Below are 19,870 nucleotides of genomic sequence, written 5' to 3'. Positions count from 1 at the left end.
GCTCTAAAAGCGCAAGCGACGCCGCCCGTCAACAGTCTTCAATCAAGGCGGAATGCAATGCAGGCGGCGACGGATCAGCCGGCGGCCTTCATTGCGGCGACAAGTCCGACCTCGACGGCACGCGCCTTGACGATGTCGCCAATCGGAATTTCGCCGAATGGCATCGTTCTCAGCTTCAACTGCGCGTCGCAGACTTTCTTGGCGCCGGCGCTGATCTTCGCCTTGGTCACCGCAAAACCGGACCCGTCATGTTCCAGACGCGCCTCGATCTCGAGCTCCGTTTCCGGCTCCACGAAGGTCCGCATCTTGGCGCCGTCGACCGTCATCAGGAAAGGCATGGCCGAAAAATCATTGAGCGCGAGCAGCAGGAAGCCGGACGCCTGGGCCATGGTTTCGATCAGGAGAACGCCGGGAACGAGCGGCATGCCGGGAAAATGTCCCTCGAATACCGGGCTCGCCGCAGGTACGCGTGACCGCGCTCGCAGTACGCGCTCGCCCAAGTCGACCGACTCGATCCGATCGATCATCTGGAAGTATTCGAGCAGCATATCGGTCTCCCGCGCCTGGAAGGGCTCAGCCCTTGGCGGCGCGCAGTTCGTCGATCTTGGCGCAGAGGTTCTTCAGGACGAAATAGTCTTCCGTCGAAACCTTGCCCTCGTTGACATCCTGCGTCCACTGTTCCAGCGGAATCTTGATGCCGAATTCCTTGTCGATCGCGAACACGATATCGAGGAAGTCGAGGCTGTCGATGCCGAGATCGTCGATCGTGTGGCTCTCGGGCGTAATCGTCTCGCGATCGATTTCGCTCGTTTCAGCGATGATGTCGGCAACCTTGTCGAATGTAGCAGTCACGCCAGTGTACCCCGTGGTCTCAAAAATCAAAGCCCCACATAGGCAAATGAAACTGAAATGCCAATGGGTTCCGCATCGCGCGGTGACGATTTGCAAGCGAAGTGTTGCCTAAACAGCAATGGAGTGGCGGCCTTTCCCGTTCGAAAGATAGGCGTCGAAGACCGCCGCGACGCTGCGGGCAAAGGGCCGACCGGCCGCCGTCAGGCTGAACCGGTCGCCCTCGATGCGACAGACGCCGTCCCTGTCGCCGGCGGCAAACACGCGTGCTTCCCCGATGACCTCGTCGGCACCGCGAGGGAAAAGCGCGCGCGCGGCCGAAAAATCGAAGCCGAAATTGCACATCACCTGCTCGATCACATAGGCCCGCAGCCGGTCATCCGCGGTAAATTCGATACCCCTGACCGCACAGAGACCATCGGCCAGCGCCATTTTCTGGTACTCGCCGGTGGCAGGCATGTTCTGGATATAGCCCTGCGGCAATTGCCCGATAGAGGATGCACCGAGACCGATGAGCACCTCGGCGCCATCGTCCGTATAACCCTGGAAATTCCGCCGCAGCTTTCCCTCGCGCGCGGCAATCGCAAGCCGGTCGGCGGGCTTGGCGAAATGGTCGATGCCGATCTGCTCGTAGCCGGCGGCAAGCAGCATGTCGGCGGCTCGCACCATTTGCTCATAGCGCGCCTCGACATCCGGAAGCGCCGCCTCAGGGATCATCTGCTGGTGCTTTTTCATCCATGGCACATGCGCATAGCCGAACAGCGCGATGCGGTCGGGATCAAGGGAAATGATATCGGTGACCGTGCTCTCAAGGGTTTCCAGCGTCTGGTACGGCAGGCCGTAGAGAAGGTCGCAATTGACAGAATGGACGCCGCGAGCCCGAACAGCCTCGACCACGCCGGCCGTCTGCTCGAACGTCTGGATGCGGTTGATCGTCTTTTGAACCCGCGGATCGAAATCCTGGACGCCGAGGCTGGCGCGCGTCATGCCAATTGCGGCGAGCGCGTCATAGCGGGAGTCGTCGAGATCGTTGGGGTCCATTTCGACGCTGATCTCCACGTCGTCGGCGAAGCTGAACGCCGCGCGCAGTCTCCGCATGAGTTCGATCATGTCATCCGGCTGGAGCATGGTGGGCGAACCGCCGCCAAAATGCACGGCCGTGACCTTCGCCGCCGGATCGATGAACGAGCCGACCTTCTCGATCTCCGCGTGGAGCGACGCAAGATAGGTGGTGATCGGCTCATACTTCAGCGTGTGTTTTGTGTGGCAGGCGCAGAACCAGCAGAGCCGGTCGCAGTACGGAATGTGAATATAAAGCGAAATGTCCTGCTCGCCTGTCAGGGCTCCGAGCCAGCGTGCGTAATTGCCGCACGCGACACCCTCATGGAAATGCGGTGCCGTCGGGTAGCTCGTGTACCTGGGAACAGCCCCGGAATACTTGGCCAGCAGGGATTTTGTCATGTCGCGTGCACCATGAATCTAAGCCTCTCGATACCTGAAGCTTAGAGGTAGTCACATTCACAACCTTTGACTTCGATCAATTTACTGGTAGATTCACGACAACAAGCAAGACGGTGAAGAACCCGTGAAAATGGGTCATTTGGTCACGTCCGTCGCGAGTCGTCTCGACGCGGCTTGCCGGCGTGTTTAAGAGGGTGGAAAAACCATGGACGCGCAGAAAACGGACGCGCAGAAGAGAGACCCCATCGATCTTGAAGCTCCTGTGGTGTGCCGGGCCTGCGAAGCTCGGCATGGCGGTGTATGCTCGACCTTGACCTCGGCACAGCTTCTCGAACTCAATCGTCATTCCACGCGCCGCAAGGTCGAAGCCGGTAACGAAGTTATCGGCCAGGGCGAGTCGATCGACAGCTATTCGAACATACTCCGCGGTGTTGTGAAGCTGTCGAAGATGATGGCCGACGGCCGTCAGCAGATCGTCGGCTTGCAGTTCGCACCCGACTTCATGGGACGACCTTTCATACACGAAAGCACCGTGACCGCGGAGGCCGCGACGGACGCGGAGATATGCTCTTTCCCAAGAGCTCTGATCGACCGCATGGTCGCCGAGGCGCCGGATTTCGAACGGAAGCTGCACGACCAGTCGCTCAAGGAACTGGACGAAGCCCGTGACTGGATGCTAACGCTCGGCCGCAAGACGGCACAGGAAAAGGTGGCGAGCTTTCTCCATCTGATCGCCAGCCATGCCGACCCGATCAAGGGACATGTCACATCGTTCGACCTGCCGCTTTCCCGCGCCGACATCGCCGATTTCCTCGGCCTGACGATCGAAACCGTGTCGCGCCAGATGACCAAGCTGCGCAAGGACGGCATCATCGTCATCGAGAACAACCGGCACGTCTCGGTTCCGAACCTCGAGCGGCTTCGGTACGCCTCCGGCAACGACTGAACCGGTCGCGGCTATCTGCGGCCCGGTTCAGCTCTAGTCCAGCGCCGTCAGCGCGTGATCACGATGCGCGTATTTGCAAGACCATTCTTCTGAGCCATCGCAAAGAGCTGAGCCGCATTGTCCGGATGCAGTCGCACGCAACCGTGCGAAGCGGGGCGCCCCAGGCGCTTCAGGTCGAACGTCGCGTGGACCGCATATCCACCCTTGAAAAAGATCGCGAATGGCATCGGCGCATTGTCATACTTGCGCGACCGGTGGTTCTTCGAAAGCCATTTCGCCGAATAACTGCCGGTCGGCGTTACGTAACCTTTGCGGGCCGTCGAGACTTTCCATCTGTATTTGACGATCCCGTTCTGGCTGACGGTCATCATCTGGTCGGAAATGCTGATGCGAGCGACGAGGCTCGCGGCTTCGGCTATCGCCGGCTGCATCTGAAGGCAAAGAAAGGCCGTGGCGACCATAAGCAACTTGCGCATGTTTTCCCCTCCGTTTTATCCCTTGCCGGGTTTTGGCGCTGCTCAAGATAGTAAAAACAGCGCTACACTCCGTTAAGGCGTATCGGATCGAAACAGTAAAGCGGGTTGCTAGACTTTTAAGGGATCGGGTGTCAGAGCGCCGTGACGGCGAAGATGGCAAGCACCAGCCCAGCCGTGACGCTGCAGGAGGCCCAGAACAGCCGCGTTGCGCGATCAATGTCCACGGCAGAGGCATCGGCGCGTCCGGCGCCGTTGATCATCGGCTCGCTGACCAGGTCGCCGCCATAGACGCGTGGACCTGCGAGCCTGAGATCGAGCGCGCCGGCGAAAGCCGCCTCGGGCCAACCGGAATTGGGCGAGCGATGCAGGCCAGCATCACGACGACCGACGCTGAAGGCACGCGACATGGCCGCGCGCCCCGCCGTGAACAATGCGCCTGTGGCGATGATGAAGAGCGATAGCCGCGCTGCCGGCCAGTTGGCCAGATCATCCAGCCGTGCTGCCGCCCAGCCGAACGCAAGATATTTCGGGCTCTTGTGGCCGATCATCGAATCCGCCGTATTGAGCATCTTGTAGGCGAATATGCCGGGAAGGCCGCCGACGGCATACCAGAAGGCCGGCGCGACCACGCCGTCGGCGAAGTTTTCCGCCAGGCTTTCTATGGCAGCCCGGCAGACCCCGGGCTCGTCCAGCGTCTTCGGATCGCGCCCGACGATCAACGACACGGCGCGACGGCCACCCTCCAGCCCGTCCTGCCGCAAGCCGTCAGCCACGGCAGCCACATGGTCCGCAAGGCTTTTCTGGGCAAGCAGCACGGCAACGATGAGGATTTCAATGAGAACGCCGAGAACATGGAGGTGCGACAGCAGTGCATGAAGGACAAGACCTGCAAGGCCGCTGCCAATCACGAGAACCGTGGCAGAGACCAAACCGTTGAGGCGCCTTTGCTCGGCGGGGAGTTCGTCGCGGTTGAAGCGGACGTCAAGGAAAGAGATTGCCGCGCCGAAGAGCACCACCGGATGCTTTACCTTTCCCCACAGCCACGGTGGATCGCCAATCAAACGATCGGCGATCAGGGCGAGGAACAGCAGAGGCAGGTGCGACATCTCAGGATTTTCCGAAAGCAGCGAGCGCTGTGGCCAGCCGGGCGTCGGACGTCTCGTTCGGGGTCAGTCCGAACCGAAGCCAGGTCGCCTCATAGTCGAAGGGCCGCGTCAGGATATGGTGGCGGCAGAGGTGTTCGTAAAGACCGCGGGCGTTGTCGTGGCGAACGAGCGCGAACAGGTTGGTGCCGCCGACGATCTGAAGGCTTGCGGTCTCCAGCACACGCCGCAGACCCGCATGTCGTTCGGAAATGACGGCGCGAAGTGCACGCGTGTCCGCGCGAAGAAGCTCGGCGGCCACCGCCAATGCCGGCCCCGACACTGACCACGGACCCAGCCAGTCCGACATCGTCGCGGCCCGCTCGGCACGCGTAAAGACGAAACCGAGCCGGACGCCCGCCATGCCGAAGAACTTTCCGAAGGAGCGGAAGACAATGAGATTGTCGTGTCGGGCAGCGAGCGGCACAAGACCGGCGCCACTTTCAGCGTCGGCAAAGGCTTCGTCGACCACCAGGAGCCCGTCGGAGGCCCTGAGCTGCGAGGCGACATCCTCCAGCAGGGATGCCTTGTGTCGACGACCATCGGGGTTGTTCGGATTGACGACGACCAGCAGTCCGTGCCGCTGGGGGTCGACGTCCTCCGGCCTGTCGAGACGATCGACGGGGAGCCCGGCGGCAGCAAGTGATCGCTCGTATTCGCCATAGGTCGGCCAGACCACGGCCGCCCGTTTTCCCGGCCCGACCAGCCGCGGCAGAAGTTGGATCGCGGCCTGCGTTCCGGGGACGGCCAGCGGCGCCAGACTGCCGGAACCGTAGAACGTCCCCGCGGCCTCGCAGGCGGCCTGTACAAGGGACTTGTCCGGCAACCGATGCCATGCTTCGGCCGGTATGTGCGGCAGATCGGGCGGACACGGATTGATGCCTGTCGACAGATCCAGCCACGCGTCCGGGGTACCGCCGAAGCGGGCGACAGCCGCCGCGATCGCTCCACCATGCGCGATCGGAGCGCTCATGGCGCGTGGCTCTCGATATCGATCAGATGCAGGAAAGAGCCTGCGACCCGGCCGCGCTGCCGGCCGAAGGTTCCGAGTTCGGCGCCAAGAGCGTCGACGGCCGAAAAGAGGGGCTCGCCCTCGCCTTCCGACACGACCGTCGCATAGTGAAATTCGTGGGCGGTCATCGGTGCGTCGAAGAAGGCCCCCACCGGCGTCACCCGACGATAGCCGAGATGACGGGACCGTGTCTGGAAGCTCGTCACGACGGGAAGCAGGCCGAGCATTTCGTGCCGCGCGCCACTCGCATCGATCAGCCCCTCGCCCATCACCATGTAGCCCCCACACTCGCCGAAGATTCGCGCGCCGCGTTCGCGGGCTGCGAGCACGCCGGCACGGAAGGTTGATGCGGCTGCGATCCTTCCCGGCTGCAGTTCGGGATATCCGCCGGGAAGATAGACGGCATCGGCGTCCGTGGCCGGTGCTTGGTCTGCGAGCGGAGAGAAGAACGATATCTCCGCGCCCCGCCGCCGCCAGCCCATCAGCATGTGTTCATATGAGAAGGCGAAAGCCACATCCCTCGCGACCGCGATCTTCTGTCCGAGCGGCGGCAACCGGTCGATATTGGCCTCTGACGGCCGGTCTGGAATGTGCCGCGCCGCACGCAGCAGCATGCCGAGATCGCATTCCGCCGCCACGATCTCGCTCGCCTGTTCGATGAACCCGTCGAGTTCCGCATGTTCGCCGGCCTGGACGAGGCCCAGATGACGCTCCGGGATTTCCAGCACCTTGTGCGACCGGATGACGGCGAAGACCGGCATGCGGATCTTTTCCATCGCAAAGCGCAGCATCTGTTCGTGCCGGTCGCTGCCGACCCTGTTGAGGATGACCCCAATGATACGGGTGTCCACCCGGTAATTGGCGAAACCGCTGACAAGCGCCGCGATAGAGTGGGAGGCACGGGCGCAATCCACCACCAGAACCACCGAAAGGCCGAGGATGGACGCCAGATCAGCCGCAGATCCGGAACCGTCGGCGGCGCCGTCGAACAGACCCATCATCGCCTCGATCACCAGCGTCTTGCCGCCGCTGGCGTGAAGCGCGGCATTCGCCAGCAACAGTTCGCGACGCATGCCCCAGGGGTCGAAGTTGAGACAGAGCTCACCGCTTGCCGCTGCGTGAAACGGGGGATCGATGTAATCTGGCCCCGCCTTGCCCGGCGCGATCGCATGACCGGCCTTCCTGAGCGCCCGGAGTAGCCCGAGCGTCACCGTCGTTTTCCCCGAGCCGGTCGACGGCGCGGCGATCATCAATCCACTCATGCACTGTCCTTCTGGGCCCGGTCCGCGAACGGATCGGGCTGCAATGTCCGCCCGGCCATGGCGCCAAGCCAGTCGAGCGATGGCCTGAGCCGCACCACCTCGCCGACAACGACGATTGCCGGCGGTTCGAGCCCCGATGCCTCGACCGCCTGGGCCGCCTCGGCGAGCGTGGTTTCCAGCACCCGCTGCCGCGCGGTCGCTGCGTCGCAGACAAAGGCAACAGGTTCGTCCGCACGACGACCCGCGGCGATCAAAGCGTCAGCGATATGCCCGATATGCTTCATCGCCATGTACATCACGATGACAGGCGAACCGCGTCCGATCGCCTCCCAGTCAATCCGGTCTGGCACGACACCCGACGAATCATGGCCTGTGAGGAAGGTCACCGCGTGATTGACCTCGCGGTGCGTTACCGGGATGCCCGCATAGGCGATACCGCCGATCCCGGCGGTAATACCCGGAACGATGCGGAACGGAACGCCATGCTCGACGAGTGTCAGCGCCTCCTCCCCGCCCCGGCCGAAGACGAAAGGATCGCCGCCCTTCAGTCGCAGAACGCGCTTGCCGCCCCGCGCGAGCTCGACCAGCCTCAGAGAGATGTCGCGCTGCTTGGCCGACGGCTTTCCACCGCGCTTGCCGGCATACTCGAGCTGCGCGCCCAGCTTCGCGAGCTTCAGGCACTCATCGTTGACCAGCGCGTCGTGCACGATCACGTCGGCCTCCGACAAGGCCTTGGCGGCCAGCAGCGTCAGGAGGCCGGGATCGCCCGGCCCCGCACCCGTCAGCCAGACATGGCCGGGCATCATCGAGGGAAGATGGGCGAAGGGATCGAACGTCATGGCCAAGCTCTATGCTCCGCATGTCGAAATTGCAATCTTTGACAGCGTTGCCGGTGCTTTCGCCCGACGTCCCGCTGGCCTATAACGACGCCATGAACACGCCGGCCGACAGTCCAGAACAAGCAAGCGCTCCCGACGGTCGTCGGCCCGGCGGTCCGCTGCGCAAGGGCTGGACCACCGGCGCCTGCGCAACTGCCGCGACAAAGGCGGCGCTGACCGCGCTTCTGATCGGCGACTTTCCTGATCCCGTCATCATCACCCTGCCACGCGGCGAGACACCGGCCTTCGCGCTGGCCATGGAGCGGCTCGGCGACGGTTTTGCAGAAGCTGGCATCGTGAAGGATGCCGGTGATGATCCGGACGTGACCCATGGGGCCACAGTAATATCCCGTGTGCGACGCCTTCCGCCCGGAAGCGGTATCCGCTTTGCCGCTGGCGACGGCGTCGGGACGGTCACCCGCCCCGGCCTGCCGATCGGAGTTGGTGAACCCGCAATCAATCCCGTGCCCCGCTCCATGATGACGACGGAAATCGAGGCGATCTGCGCCAAGCAAGGGATCGCCGCCGATATCGAGGTGACCATCGCCATTCCGGGCGGAACCGAGATCGCCCGACAGACCTGGAATCCGCGCCTCGGCATCGTCGGCGGCCTGTCGATCCTCGGTACCACCGGCATCGTCAATCCCTTCTCCTGCGCCGCCTGGATACACTCCATCCATCGCGGCATCGATGTGGCCCGCGCCATCGGCCTCACGCATGTGCTCGGCGCCACCGGTTCGACCTCGGAGAACGCCGCCCAGAAATCGCTTGGGCTTCCCCAGGAGGCCCTGCTCGACATGGGCGATTTCGCAGGCGGACTTCTGAAATATCTGCGGGTCCATCCAGTACCACGCCTGACGATTGCGGGCGGCTTTGCCAAGATGGCGAAGCTGGCGCAAGGCGCCCTCGATCTGCACTCCTCTCGCAGCCAGATCGACATGGCATTTCTGGCATCGCTGGTGGAAAAAGAACAACTGACTCAATCTCTCAGCGACCGGATTCAATCTGCCAACACCGCGCTAGAAGTCCATGAAATAACGACGGAAAACGGAATTGACCTAGCGCCCGAAATCGCCGCCCGGGCACGGCTGACAGCGCTGGATACCTTGCGCGGCGCGCCTGTCTCCGTGGATGTGATCGTCACCGACCGCAAGGGACTTATCCTCGCCCATGCCACCTGATCATCCGACATCCGGGGCGAGCAAGATACTTATCCTTGGCGGGACCACGGAGGCCCGTGCGCTGGCGGAGCGTCTGGTCGCTGAAGGCCATCACGTCATCACCTCGCTCGCCGGCCGCACGGCGGATCCTGCAATCCCCCCGGGCGATATCCGCATCGGCGGCTTCGGCGGAGTGGACGGCCTCGTCCGCTATCTGCGCGAGGAAAAAATCACGAGGGTGATCGACGCCACGCACCCCTTCGCACGACAGGTCTCCGAGAACACGGCCACCGCCTGCGCGGCGGCAGGTGTGCCACTGGAGACGGTCGACCGTCCGCAATGGCAGCCGCAGCCCGGCGACCAATGGATAGATGTATCGTCGCTGACAGAGGCGGCCGCCGCCCTGCCCGCCGGCGCCACCGTCTTCCTCGCGCTTGGCCGACAGTATATCTCCGCCTTCGAGGGTCGTGACGACTGCCATTTCGTCGTCCGAATGGTCGACCGGCCCGAGCATCGGCTGCCGTTCCGATCTCACGACCTGCTGCTCGGCAAACCATCACCGGATGCAGCCAAGGAAGCAGCGCTCTTCACTCTGTACCGCATCACTCATCTGGTGGCGCGCAACTCCGGTGGTGACGCGGGATACGGCAAGATTGCCGCCGCGCGCGCGCTCGGCATTCCCGTGATGATGATCGGCCGTTGAAACTGACTGCGGTGCGTTGAACGGGATGCCCGGACTGGTGACTTTGCTGCCTGATCAGCCCATCATTCGGCAGCACGCATCGGCGCGCGGCTGAGGTCGTTGCCTGCTTCCACGGCCTTCCGGAGCAGACCGAGCAAGGTTTCCGCCTCGTCTTCGTCCAGTCCGCGCAACATCAGCGCCTGCGCGGAGCGCACGGCGGGCTCGATCTCCTTGAGCGTTTTAGCTCCAAGCGCGGTGACCCGCAGTTCCCGGACCCGCCGGTCACTGACGCTGGCCTGACGCGTCGCAAGGCCCTTCTGCACGAGACGGTCAACGACACCGGTGATTGTCGTCCGGTCGTAGGCGATCACGCCGGCAAGACCGGCCTGATCGATGCCCGGATAACTGTCGATCGCTGAAAGGGCCGCGAACTGGACGGGCGTCAGGTCGAACCCCAGCGCATTCGCCTCGGCATGAAAGACCGCGACCGCGATCTGCTGGAAGCGGCGGGCGAGATGGCCCGGCATGTGGTCGAAATCCTTCATCGTCGTTCCTCGCAAATCTTCTTTACAGTATACCGATAATATGTATGCTGATCAATAGGAGACGGGCGGAGGATTGCCCGTAATGGGAGGCTGGCGGGGACCGTCGGGAACGGTAGTCACCCGCGAAGGAGGATCACACCATGCAGTTCCACCATAACGGTTTCAGAACGGGCGATCCGGATATCTCGGAAGCGCTCGGTCACGCAGAGCACAACCCCAACGCCCTGCCGCGCGAGGTGGATGTCGTGATCGTCGGCTGCGGGCCGGCGGGACTGACGCTTGCCGCTCAACTGTCCGCCTTTCCGGATATCCACGTCGCGATCGTCGACCAGAAACCAGGCCCTCTTGAACTCGGCCAGGCGGACGGCATCGCCTGTCGCACCATGGAGATGTTCAACGCCTTCGGCTTCGCCGAGCGGGTCCTGCGGGAATCCTATTGGGTCAACGAAACGACGTTCTGGAAGCGCTCCGACGCCGATCGGAGCAAGATCCTCCGACATGGTCGGGTGCAGGATGTGGAAGACGGGTTGTCTGAATTCCCGCACGTCATCCTCAATCAGGCGCGCGTGCATGACTTCTATCTCGATATCATGCGCAAATCCCCTCGCCGACTTGAACCGCACTACAGCCGCCGACTGTCCGACGTGACGATTGCCCCGGTCGGCGACCGCCCCGTAACAGTCTCGCTCGAGCGCCTCGACGGCGGTCACGAGGGAGAAATGGAAACGGTCAAGGCCCGTTATGTCGTTGGCTGCGATGGTGCCCGGTCCGGTGTCAGGAAAGCGCTGGGCCGCGAATTGAAAGGGGATTCCGCCAACCAGGCCTGGGGTGTCATGGACGTTCTGGCCGTCACGGACTTTCCCGATATCCGGCTGAAGGCACTGATCCAGTCCGAGGGCGAAGGCTCGATCGTGCTGATCCCGCGCGAGGGCGGTCATCTCGTCCGCATCTATGTCGAACTCGACAAGCTGGCGGAGAACGAGCGCGTCGCCACGCGCGCCATCACCGTCGACTACCTCATCGCCGCCGCCAACCGCATCCTCAAACCATACAGCATTGATGTGCGAGAGGTTGCCTGGTGGTCGGTCTACGAGATCGGCCAGCGGCTCACCGACAAATTCGACGACGTGCCGGAAAACGAGGTGTCGTCGCGCGCACCCCGGATCTTCATCGCCGGCGATGCCTGCCACACCCATAGCCCCAAGGCGGGACAGGGCATGAACGTCTCCATGCAGGACACGTTCAATCTCGGCTGGAAGCTCGCCTACGTGCTCCGGGGCCATGCCGCGCCGGATCTGCTGCACTCCTACTCCGCGGAGCGGCAGGCTATTGCAAAGACGCTGATCGACTTCGACCGGGAATGGGCGAAGATGCTGAGCGCGCCCCTGAAATCCGAACGCAATCCTGATGGCGTGGAGCCTGCCGAGGTGAAGCGCTATTTCGTCGAACATGGCCGCTACACCGCCGGCACCGCCACCGTCTACAGCCCCTCCATCCTGACGGGCAAGTCGACGTACCAAGAGCAGGCGAAAGGCTTCCTTATCGGAACCCGCTTCCACTCGGCGCCGGTGATCCGCCTCGCTGACGCCAAACCCATGCATCTCGGCCACGCTGCGAAAGCGGACGGCCGCTGGCGAATCTATGCCTTCGCCGACCGGGGAGGTCCCGCCAACGGCTCACCGCTTGAGAAACTGTGCGAATTCATGGAGACCGCATCCGAATCGCCGGTCCGGAGACATACGCCGGAGGGCGCCGACATCGACTCGCTGATCGACCTGAGGACCATCTTCCAACAGGATCACCGCGACCTTGACCTTGAGACGATGCCCGCTCTCCTGATGCCGAAGACGGGAAAGCTCGGTCTGCGCGACTACGAGAAGATGTTCTGCCCGAACCTCAAGGAAGGACCCGATATCTTTGACCTGCGCGGCATCAATCGCGATCGGGGAGCGCTGGTGGTCGTCCGGCCGGACCAGTACGTCGCTCACGTGCTGCCGATCGACGCCTACAGCGAGCTTTCCGATTTCTTCGCCGGCTTCCTGCTGCCGGCCAGCTAGCCGGCAGGATCTCGCCAGGACGTGGTCAGTCTTCCTTGACCGACACGATCGTGTCGTGGATCAGCCGGAGCACGCCGTCCGGATCGATGCCGGTGCAGACCTTCTGGCTGACGATGCCGTCCCAGTCGGACGGGCCGAAGCCCATGCCATCGGGCTTCTGGATCGTCTGACCGTCGGCGAGACCGCCGCAGACAACCCGGACGGCGCCGGAACGGGTGGTGAAGAGCTCTGGTGCAACGACATAGGCGCAGGCGCAGCTGTCATGCACCACCATGCCATCGGGCACCCGGCTTTCGTAGAACTTGATGTAGAACTGCGACAGGTCGAACAGAAGACGCGCGCGGCTGGAACCGGCGGCATCGCGGATGTCGGCAAGCTGCTGACGCGTCATCACCGTTTTCGTGGTCACGTCGAGACCTACGATCACGACGGGCCAGCTCGCGGTGAACACCACGTCCGCGGCCTCCGGATCGCCATGGATGTTTGCTTCCGCTGCCGGCGTCACATTACCATTGATGTCGAAGGCGCCGCCCATGATCACGACCTCCTTCACAAGGCCGACGATCTCCGGATCCTCCTTCAGCGCATTGGCAAGGTTGGTCATCCGACCGACGGCCACCAGCGTGACCTCCCCCGGATGGGCGCGGACGGTCTCGACGATGAACCGGTGCGCCGGACGCGGGTCAAGCGGCAGGTCGATCTCGTCGGGCACGCCAATATTGCCGAGACCATCGTCACCGTGAATGAATTTCGGCGGCTCGTGGCTGACACGGTGCGGAATGAAGGTCTCTCCCGCTCCCTTGGAAACCGGCGCGTCGATCTTCCATTCCCGCTTCAGGAACAGCGCATTGCGCGTCGTCGTCTCGATCGTCGCGTTTCCGAACACGGTGGTAATACCGACAAGGTCGATGTCCCGGTGATGATGCAGGAAGAGGAGCGCCATCGCGTCGTCGACGCCGGGATCCGTATCGAAAATGACCTTGTGCATGAAGGGGAAGCCTTTCAGAAGTGAGCCGGCGTCTTATCGCAATCCCGCAAATCGCGAAAGCAGTCACCGGGTTGTTTCGGCAAACTCCGCGAGAAGAGCGGCAAACGACTCCATTGGCGGGAACTGCTCGTAACTGTGCCGCACCGGCACCGTTACCCATGGCAGTTTTTCCGTTGCACAGGTCTCGATGAACGGCGCAATCTCCGCAGCATGATCCAGCATGCTCGAACGGATGTTGATCAGCGGGCCAAGCATCTCCGCCCGTGTAAAGATCCAGCTCAGGCAATGGGGACAGAAATTGTGCTTCAACTCGCCGTGCATGCCACCGATGACAGGCTCGAGGCCCGTAATTTCGACCGAGGCCTCGGGGAAAAGAGCGCTGAGGGAAAACGCGCTGGCTGTCATCCGCTGGCATCCCTTGCAGTGGCAGGCCATCGTCATCAACGGTTTTCCCTGTACCTTGAGGCGGACCTGGCCGCAGCGGCACGCGCCATGGGTAATGCTGTTTTCCTCCGTCATGCCTCGATCCTTTCACTGCGTTTGAAGCGACACCTGTTGGCGGGGAACCACGACAGGCGATGCAAGCCTCCGTCGCGATCTAGCACTCTTACCTGACGACAATCCAGCGGCGGAGAAAAATGTATCCGGCGGTCAGGACGACCAGGAGCCCGGACACGCGCAGCACCTGCCGGTCTATATCCGTCGAATAGGCGACAAGACCGAAAGCATAGACAGTTAGCCCGAGAGCCACATAACCGATCATCATGCGCCACCAGACTGGCGGAAAACCGGTCATCCAGCCGAGGATAACGCGGCAGACAGGCAGAGCCGGCAGACCCCATAACAGGATGTTGAACGTCCACTGCCAGGCCGTGCCGCTGTCGATCACGGTATAGCCGAGCCAGCCGCGGAAACTTCGGATCCAACCGCTTCCCATATATACGGACAGGTAGAGAAAGAGGGACATCAACATGATGATGAAGCCGGCAACAAAGGCTGCAAGGAAGACCATGTACCGGCCGAATTCGGTCGTCACATGATAACCCCGCCGAATGCCCGGGCGCTCAGCCACCCACAGCCTTCTTTTTCTTGCCGACATTCCGCAGCACGTGACTGAAACCGGAATTGTAGAGGTCGCTGTCTCGGAATTCGACGTGCCCGAACACCCTGCCAACCATGATCAGCGCCGTGCGGGTGATCTTCGCCTTGCGCACCTCTTCCGCCATGTCCTTGAGCGTCGTGCGGATGAAGAGCTCGTCCGGCCAGGTCGAGCGGTAGGCGATCACCACCGGGCAATCCTCGCCGTAGTACGGTGTCAGCGTATCGCGGATATGGCCGAGATTGCGGATCGACAGGTGGATGGCAAGCGTCGCGCGCGACTTGCCTAGGATCTCCAGCGTCTCGAATTCCGGCATCGAGGATGCCTTCATCTCGGTGCGGGTGACGATCACCGTCTGGGCGATCTCCGGCAGCGTCAGTTCCGTCTTCAGCCGCGCCGCCGTCGCAGCGAAGGCCGGCACCCCCGGCACGACGTCATAGGGAATGCCGAGCGCATCGAGCCGCCGCATCTGTTCGGCGATCGCGCCGTATATGGACGGATCGCCGGAATGGACACGCGCCACGTCCTCGCCGCGCGCATGCGCCGCCTCGATTTCGGCGATGATCTCGTCGAGATGCATGGGCGCCGTATCCTTGACGATGGCGCCTTCCGGTGCGGCCTTGACCGTCTCCTCCGGCACAAGCGATCCGGCATAGAGACAGACCGGGCAACGCTCGATAAGCCGCAGGCCGCGCACGGTGATGAGATCGGGGGCTCCGGGCCCAGCGCCGATGAAATAGACGGTCATGCCTCAGCTCCCTTCATTCCCGTATCCGCCTTTCCAGAATAGCCGCGCGGCGTGTAGACCCAGGTCTTGCCGTCGCCGGTCTCCACTGTCCGACTTTCCGAAGAACCAACGACGACCACAGTCAGCATATCGACATCATCGACATTGAGGTCGCCGAGCGGCACGGTGCGCACAGTCTCGCCATCGCGGCCGAGATTGGTGGCAAGGATCACGGGCGTTGACGCCGGGCGGTACTCGAGAAGCTTGTCGCGCGCCCAGGCGAGTTGGGTACGACGCTTCATCGAAACGGGGTTGTAGAAGGCGATGACGAAATCGCCCTCGCCGGCCGCCCTCACGCGGCGCTGGATATGCTCCCACGGCGTCAAGAGGTCCGACAGCGAGATGGTGCAGAAATCGTGCCCGAGCGGCGCGCCGATGCGGGCGGCGGCGGCCTGCAGGGCCGATATGCCGGGCGAAACCTGCACCTCGATCCGGCTTGCCGCATCGGTGATGCCGCCCTTGTCGAACAGCTCGAACACCAAGGTCGCCATGGCGTAAATGCCGGCATCGCCCGAGCAGACCAGCGACACCGTCCGCCCCTGCCCGGCGAGTTCCATGGCATGCACGACACGGGCCTCCTCCTTGCCGAGGTCGAAATCGTGTCGCGTCTTGCCGTCGCCGAGCGGTCCGAGAAGATCGAGATAGAGCGAGTAGCCGACGAGATCGGTGGAGGCAGAGACCATCGTCGACACTTCCGGCGAACGCCAGCCATCCGACCCAGGCCCGATGCCGACGACATAGAGCCTGCCCCGCGCCCGACCGATGGATTGCGGATCGACAATACCCGTGGCGCGCGCGATGGCGGCCGTCGCACCCTTCGACTTGATCTTTTCGACGACCAGTTCGCCCGATGCACCGACGGCGGCCAGAGCGGCCCCTTCGGCCACGCCGTGGCAGCCGACTTCGGCGAACACGACATCGGAGGGGTTCTTCAGCCTCGGGGCCTCGGCTTCCAGCGTCTGCGCCGTGAAGAAGCGCGCGGGGATGCCGAAATGGCTGGCAACCGCATGGATCGCCGTCTCGTCGGCCTTGAGGTCGATCGAGCAGACGGCAGCGAGGCTGTCGCGGGAAAAGCCGCCGCTCTCCAGCGCCCGCTCGGCCAGCGCAATCGCCTCTTCGCTGGACGCATGTCGCTCGCAACCCATGCCGAGCACCAGCGTCTTCGGATGATAGACGAGCTCCATCGGCTCGGGCGTCTTTATCTTGTCGGTTACGGTCAACGTCACACGGGCCTCATTGTCGAAAGGAAGTCGGGATTGAGTGAGCCAGGCGGCAACGGCCCGACCAGAGGCGCCGGCATCGATGGTCAGCCTCGCCTCGGCGCCAGCCACGAGCTCGGCCATCACAGCCTTTGCACCCAACGGATTGGCGAGCACATGACCAACCGGCGGCTGGTCCAGCGCAACGCTAAACTTCAGGTCTCCGGCCGTGGTGATCGCCGCGTGGGCACCGAGCCCTTCGGCGATCATACGCGCGAGATCGTTGGCTCCATGATGCCCGCCCAGCAGTGGCACCACGGAAGCTCCGTCCTCCGAGACAGCCAGCACGGGCGGTTCGGACTGCTTGTCGGCCAGAACCGGCGCCAGAAGCCTTATGACGGCGCCTGACGCCATCACCGCAACGATCGGCCGACCGGCGGCCAAGAGTTGCCGAAGGTGTTCCTTGGGCGAAGCGAAGGACACATCAGCCGTCGTTACCCGCGCCGTCGCTCCATGCAGCTCGCCGCCGACGATAGCGGCAATGCGACGGCCGATGCCGGACGCCTCCTCGGTTAACACCACGACAGCGGGAACAAGCCCGTTCATGCGCCAGCCTCGTTGTTGCGAAACGCCGGATGCCAGACCTCGCCACCCTTATAGATCAGGATCATAGAGAAATACGGCGCAGCGTCATCCGGCACGTCGTCGAGAGGCATCAGTTGCTGATTGTCGAGGCTGACGCGCTCCGCATAGGCCGCCTGCCCCATCAGTCCGAGCCGCTCGATCAGTGCCCGGATACGCGTGAAGTGCCGCCCGACCTTGATGATCGCCACCGCGTCGGCCGCTGCAATCCGAGCTTCAAGTATGTCATCGCCCAACGGTCCCGGCACCACGCTCAGGACGTCGTTGCGCGCTGCCAACGGTCGCTTGAGCGCCGAAGCCGCCGCCATCACCGACGAAACGCCGGGTACGATCTCGGTCGGATAGCGATCCGCTAGCCTCTCGAAAAGATACATGAAAGACCCATAGAAGAAGGGATCGCCCTCGCAGAGCACGGCGACATCCGATCCCGCATCGAGATGGCGCCCAATGGTCTCGGCGGCAGCGTCATAGACCTCCTGCGCCGGAAAACGCTCGACCCGCATGGGCATCACGACAGGCACTTCCAACTGGTGCGCTCCGATATAGGAAGCCGCGATCTGGCGGGCAAAACTCGGGCCGGTATCCGGCGCCGGATAGGCGATCACAGGCGCGGCCGTCAGAATACGGTGTGCTTTCAGCGTGATCAGTTCCGGGTCGCCGGGACCAAGTCCAAGGCCATAGAGCTTGCCGGTCATTCCACCTGTTCCTTCTTCATCACCCAGATCGTCACCGGCATCAGCGATTTCCAGCCGCAATATCGGCCGACCGGCGCGGAACGGGACACCTGGAGACGAACAAGTTCACCGCCGTGCAAGCTGCGCAGATAGGCAATCTGCCCTTCCCCCTCGATGGTGACGGCGTTGGCGACTAGCAGCCCGCCGGGTTTCAGCGCCTCGAAGCACCCCTCGAACACACCCTCATTGTTAATCCCCCCACCGATGAAGATACGATCCGGCGCCGGAAGACCATCGAGCGCGGTCGGCGCCAGACCTTCGACGATCTGCAGGTCGGGCACGCCCAACCGGTCGGCATTCTCCTCGATCATGGCGCGGCGTTCCGCCTTCGCCTCGATCGCGATCGCCTCCGTCCCCATGCCGCAGCGCAGCCATTCGACCGAGATCGAGCCGCATCCGGCCCCGACATCCCAGAGCAGCGCATTGGGCTGCGGCCTCAGGAAGGACAACGTGACCGCACGCACCTCGCGCTTGGTAAGCTGTCCATCATGCCGAAAGGCATCGTCCGGTAGACCCGGAACGGGCGGCAGCACCGCCCCGTCGCCGGCGACATCGATGCCGAGCGTGTAGAAATCGTCGATCTCGGGCTTTTCCGATGCGAAATCCTCGGCGGTCATCCGCACGATCCGTTCCGCCGCGCCGCCGATATGCTCTAGCACGGTCAGGACCGACGGCCCGAAGCCGGCGGCGACGAGACGGTCCGACACCTCCCCGGCCGTATGCCGGTCGCCGGTCAGCGCCAGGATGCGGGCACCCGGCAGCATGTGGCGGGCGAGGTGCGCGACCGGCCTGCCATGCAGCGAAATCTGCGCCGTCGTCTGCAGTGGCCATCCCAGTCGAGAGGCGGCCAGCGAGAAGGCGGACGGCGATGGAATGACATGCATCTCGCGGGCGGAGACGTACCGTCTCAGCGTCGCGCCGATACCGAAATGCATCGGATCGCCGGTCGCCAGAACCGTGACAGGCGTGCCGCGCAAAGCCAGCACCTGCTCCAGCGTATCGCGAAAACCGCCGGACCAGTTGAGCATGCGTTTCAGGCTCGGAAGCTGGCTGCCGGACAGCACCGCGTCCAGCCGTTCGCCGAGCACGATGGTCTCCGCCTGCCAGAGCAGCGATTGCGCCTCCGGCGTCAGGCTCGCAAGCCCGTTGTCGCCGATGCCGATGACGGTGAGCCAGCGGCCGGTCTGCTGTTCAGACATTGGTGCCAAGCCCTCCCGCCAGCGCATTGATCGCCGCCGACGCCATTGCAGAACCACCACGGCGGCCACGCACGGCGATATAGGGAATGCCGCGACTGTCCGCGATCAGGGCATCCTTGCTTTCCGCCGCGCCGACGAAGCCGACCGGAAAGCCGAGGATGACAGCCGGTTTCGGCGCGCCCGCATCGATTCGTTCAAGCAGGCGGAACAAGGCGGTCGGTGCGTTTCCGATCGCGACGACCGCCCCTTCCAGCCTGTCTTCCCAGAGATCGACCTGCGCGGCGGAGCGCGTGTTGCCGATCTCCTCCGCCTTCGGCCGGACCCGCTCATCGTTCAGCAGGCAGACGATATCGTTGTCGGCCGGCAGCAGCCGGCGAATGACCCCGTGGCGCACCATCTCCGCGTCGACCAGCACGGGCGCACCCTTTTCAAGGGCCGCTGCCCCGGCCTCGAACGCGCCGTCGGAGAAGGCAATGTCGCCGGCCAGGTCGACCATGCCGCAGGCGTGGATCAATCGGATGACCAGCGGCTGAAGCACGGCGGGAAAGCGACCAAGTTCAGCCTCGGCCCTGATCGTTTCGAAGGACTGGCGATAGATTTCCGCCGGGTCGCGGATGTACTGGAGGGATGCCGTTTCAGCTTGTTTAGATTCGGAGATTTCATCTGCGAGCGTTAGGTCTTGATGACCAATCCCAAGCACCCAGCCCTCCTCGGCAACCGATATCGCGACTTCCTCTTCGGTCAACATCGGC

Annotated in this window: 21 protein-coding genes; 4 read left to right on the top strand and 17 right to left on the bottom strand. The window is 63.3% G+C overall.

Annotated elements, in window-relative coordinates; translation table 11 throughout:
* Window positions 1-74 precede the first annotated feature (74 nt).
* The 3 genes from J5J10_RS06920 to hemN form a co-directional block, all read right to left on the bottom strand.
* A complete protein-coding gene (locus J5J10_RS06920; RefSeq protein ID WP_208551195.1) occupies window positions 75-548 on the bottom strand; it encodes a 3-hydroxyacyl-ACP dehydratase FabZ family protein in 474 nt (157 codons plus the stop codon).
* Window positions 549-573: 25 nt separating this feature from the next.
* Entirely contained in the window at window positions 574-852 is a 279-nt protein-coding gene (locus J5J10_RS06915) for an acyl carrier protein (protein WP_208551196.1), read from the bottom strand.
* Between the two features lie 108 nt (window positions 853-960).
* Window positions 961-2,310 (bottom strand): oxygen-independent coproporphyrinogen III oxidase, encoded by a 1,350-nt coding sequence (gene hemN / locus J5J10_RS06910; RefSeq protein ID WP_211929342.1) that lies wholly within the window; start codon window positions 2,308-2,310, stop codon window positions 961-963.
* Window positions 2,311-2,515: 205 nt separating this feature from the next.
* Between hemN and J5J10_RS06905 the strand changes: the two genes are divergently transcribed.
* On the top strand, window positions 2,516-3,256 hold the full coding sequence (locus J5J10_RS06905; RefSeq protein ID WP_211929341.1) for a Crp/Fnr family transcriptional regulator: 741 nt from the start codon (window positions 2,516-2,518) through the stop codon (window positions 3,254-3,256).
* A gap of 47 nt (window positions 3,257-3,303) precedes the next feature.
* Here J5J10_RS06905 and J5J10_RS06900 read toward each other — a convergent pair whose 3' ends face one another.
* The 5 genes from J5J10_RS06900 to cobA all read right to left on the bottom strand — a co-directional run bounded on the left by J5J10_RS06900 (window position 3,304) and on the right by cobA (window position 7,987).
* On the bottom strand, window positions 3,304-3,732 hold the full coding sequence (locus J5J10_RS06900) for a L,D-transpeptidase (RefSeq protein ID WP_208551198.1): 429 nt from the start codon (window positions 3,730-3,732) through the stop codon (window positions 3,304-3,306).
* A gap of 131 nt (window positions 3,733-3,863) precedes the next feature.
* Complete coding sequence (cbiB, locus tag J5J10_RS06895; protein WP_211929340.1) at window positions 3,864-4,838, bottom strand: adenosylcobinamide-phosphate synthase CbiB; 975 nt, start codon at window positions 4,836-4,838, stop codon at window positions 3,864-3,866.
* A 1-nt stretch (window position 4,839) separates the two neighbouring features.
* Entirely contained in the window at window positions 4,840-5,847 is a 1,008-nt protein-coding gene (cobD, locus tag J5J10_RS06890; protein WP_211929339.1) for a threonine-phosphate decarboxylase CobD, read from the bottom strand.
* Complete coding sequence (locus J5J10_RS06885; protein ID WP_211929338.1) at window positions 5,844-7,148, bottom strand: cobyrinate a,c-diamide synthase; 1,305 nt, start codon at window positions 7,146-7,148, stop codon at window positions 5,844-5,846. The genes cobD and J5J10_RS06885 overlap by 4 nt, the downstream gene beginning before the upstream one ends.
* Complete coding sequence (cobA, locus tag J5J10_RS06880; protein ID WP_211929337.1) at window positions 7,145-7,987, bottom strand: uroporphyrinogen-III C-methyltransferase; 843 nt, start codon at window positions 7,985-7,987, stop codon at window positions 7,145-7,147. Before cobA ends, J5J10_RS06885 begins: the two co-directional genes overlap by 4 nt.
* Window positions 7,988-8,025: 38 nt before the next feature.
* Here cobA and J5J10_RS06875 point away from each other — a divergent pair, with 38 nt between their 5' ends.
* Window positions 8,026-9,207, top strand: coding sequence for a cobalt-precorrin-5B (C(1))-methyltransferase (locus J5J10_RS06875; RefSeq protein WP_249116690.1), 1,182 nt, complete (start codon window positions 8,026-8,028; stop codon window positions 9,205-9,207).
* The gene (locus tag J5J10_RS06870; RefSeq protein ID WP_211929336.1) at window positions 9,197-9,889 is read left to right on the top strand and encodes a cobalt-precorrin-6A reductase; all 693 of its coding nucleotides are present in this window, start codon (window positions 9,197-9,199) and stop codon (window positions 9,887-9,889) included. The genes J5J10_RS06875 and J5J10_RS06870 overlap by 11 nt, the downstream gene beginning before the upstream one ends.
* Window positions 9,890-9,951: 62 nt before the next feature.
* Here the strand turns inward: J5J10_RS06870 and J5J10_RS06865 are convergent, their stop codons facing one another.
* On the bottom strand, window positions 9,952-10,413 hold the full coding sequence (locus J5J10_RS06865) for a MarR family transcriptional regulator (RefSeq protein ID WP_211929335.1): 462 nt from the start codon (window positions 10,411-10,413) through the stop codon (window positions 9,952-9,954).
* Window positions 10,414-10,553: 140 nt separating this feature from the next.
* Between J5J10_RS06865 and J5J10_RS06860 the strand changes: the two genes are divergently transcribed.
* Complete coding sequence (locus tag J5J10_RS06860; RefSeq protein WP_211929334.1) at window positions 10,554-12,470, top strand: FAD-binding monooxygenase; 1,917 nt, start codon at window positions 10,554-10,556, stop codon at window positions 12,468-12,470.
* A 25-nt stretch (window positions 12,471-12,495) separates the two neighbouring features.
* On the opposite strand, the gene J5J10_RS06855 is transcribed toward J5J10_RS06860, so the two are convergent.
* From J5J10_RS06855 to J5J10_RS06820, 8 genes are all read right to left on the bottom strand, one after another.
* Window positions 12,496-13,458: a nucleoside hydrolase gene (locus tag J5J10_RS06855; protein ID WP_211929333.1), complete on the bottom strand. Its 963-nt coding sequence runs from the start codon at window positions 13,456-13,458 to the stop codon at window positions 12,496-12,498.
* A 63-nt stretch (window positions 13,459-13,521) separates the two neighbouring features.
* Complete coding sequence (locus J5J10_RS06850; protein ID WP_211929332.1) at window positions 13,522-13,977, bottom strand: GFA family protein; 456 nt, start codon at window positions 13,975-13,977, stop codon at window positions 13,522-13,524.
* An 88-nt stretch (window positions 13,978-14,065) separates the two neighbouring features.
* The gene (locus J5J10_RS06845; protein WP_211929331.1) at window positions 14,066-14,530 is read right to left on the bottom strand and encodes a hypothetical protein; all 465 of its coding nucleotides are present in this window, start codon (window positions 14,528-14,530) and stop codon (window positions 14,066-14,068) included.
* Entirely contained in the window at window positions 14,523-15,305 is a 783-nt protein-coding gene (cobM, locus tag J5J10_RS06840) for a precorrin-4 C(11)-methyltransferase (RefSeq protein WP_211929330.1), read from the bottom strand. Before cobM ends, J5J10_RS06845 begins: the two co-directional genes overlap by 8 nt.
* Window positions 15,302-17,149 (bottom strand): precorrin-3B C(17)-methyltransferase, encoded by a 1,848-nt coding sequence (cobJ, locus tag J5J10_RS06835; protein ID WP_211929329.1) that lies wholly within the window; start codon window positions 17,147-17,149, stop codon window positions 15,302-15,304. The genes cobM and cobJ overlap by 4 nt, the downstream gene beginning before the upstream one ends.
* Window positions 17,146-17,880, bottom strand: coding sequence for a precorrin-2 C(20)-methyltransferase (gene cobI / locus J5J10_RS06830; RefSeq protein WP_211929328.1), 735 nt, complete (start codon window positions 17,878-17,880; stop codon window positions 17,146-17,148). The genes cobJ and cobI overlap by 4 nt, the downstream gene beginning before the upstream one ends.
* Window positions 17,877-19,118, bottom strand: coding sequence for a precorrin-6y C5,15-methyltransferase (decarboxylating) subunit CbiE (gene cbiE / locus J5J10_RS06825; protein ID WP_211929327.1), 1,242 nt, complete (start codon window positions 19,116-19,118; stop codon window positions 17,877-17,879). The genes cobI and cbiE overlap by 4 nt, the downstream gene beginning before the upstream one ends.
* Window positions 19,111-19,776 carry a precorrin-8X methylmutase gene (locus tag J5J10_RS06820; protein WP_349252087.1) on the bottom strand — a complete coding sequence of 222 codons (666 nt, stop codon included), beginning with the start codon at window positions 19,774-19,776 and terminating at the stop codon, window positions 19,111-19,113. The genes cbiE and J5J10_RS06820 overlap by 8 nt, the downstream gene beginning before the upstream one ends.
* Between the last annotated feature and the right edge of the window lie 94 nt (window positions 19,777-19,870).

The organism is Ciceribacter sp. L1K23, assembly GCF_018122705.1.
Lineage (GTDB): Bacteria > Pseudomonadota > Alphaproteobacteria > Rhizobiales > Rhizobiaceae > Allorhizobium.
Note: the sequence above shows the minus strand (reverse complement) of the source record. Positions and strands in the feature narration are given on the sequence as shown.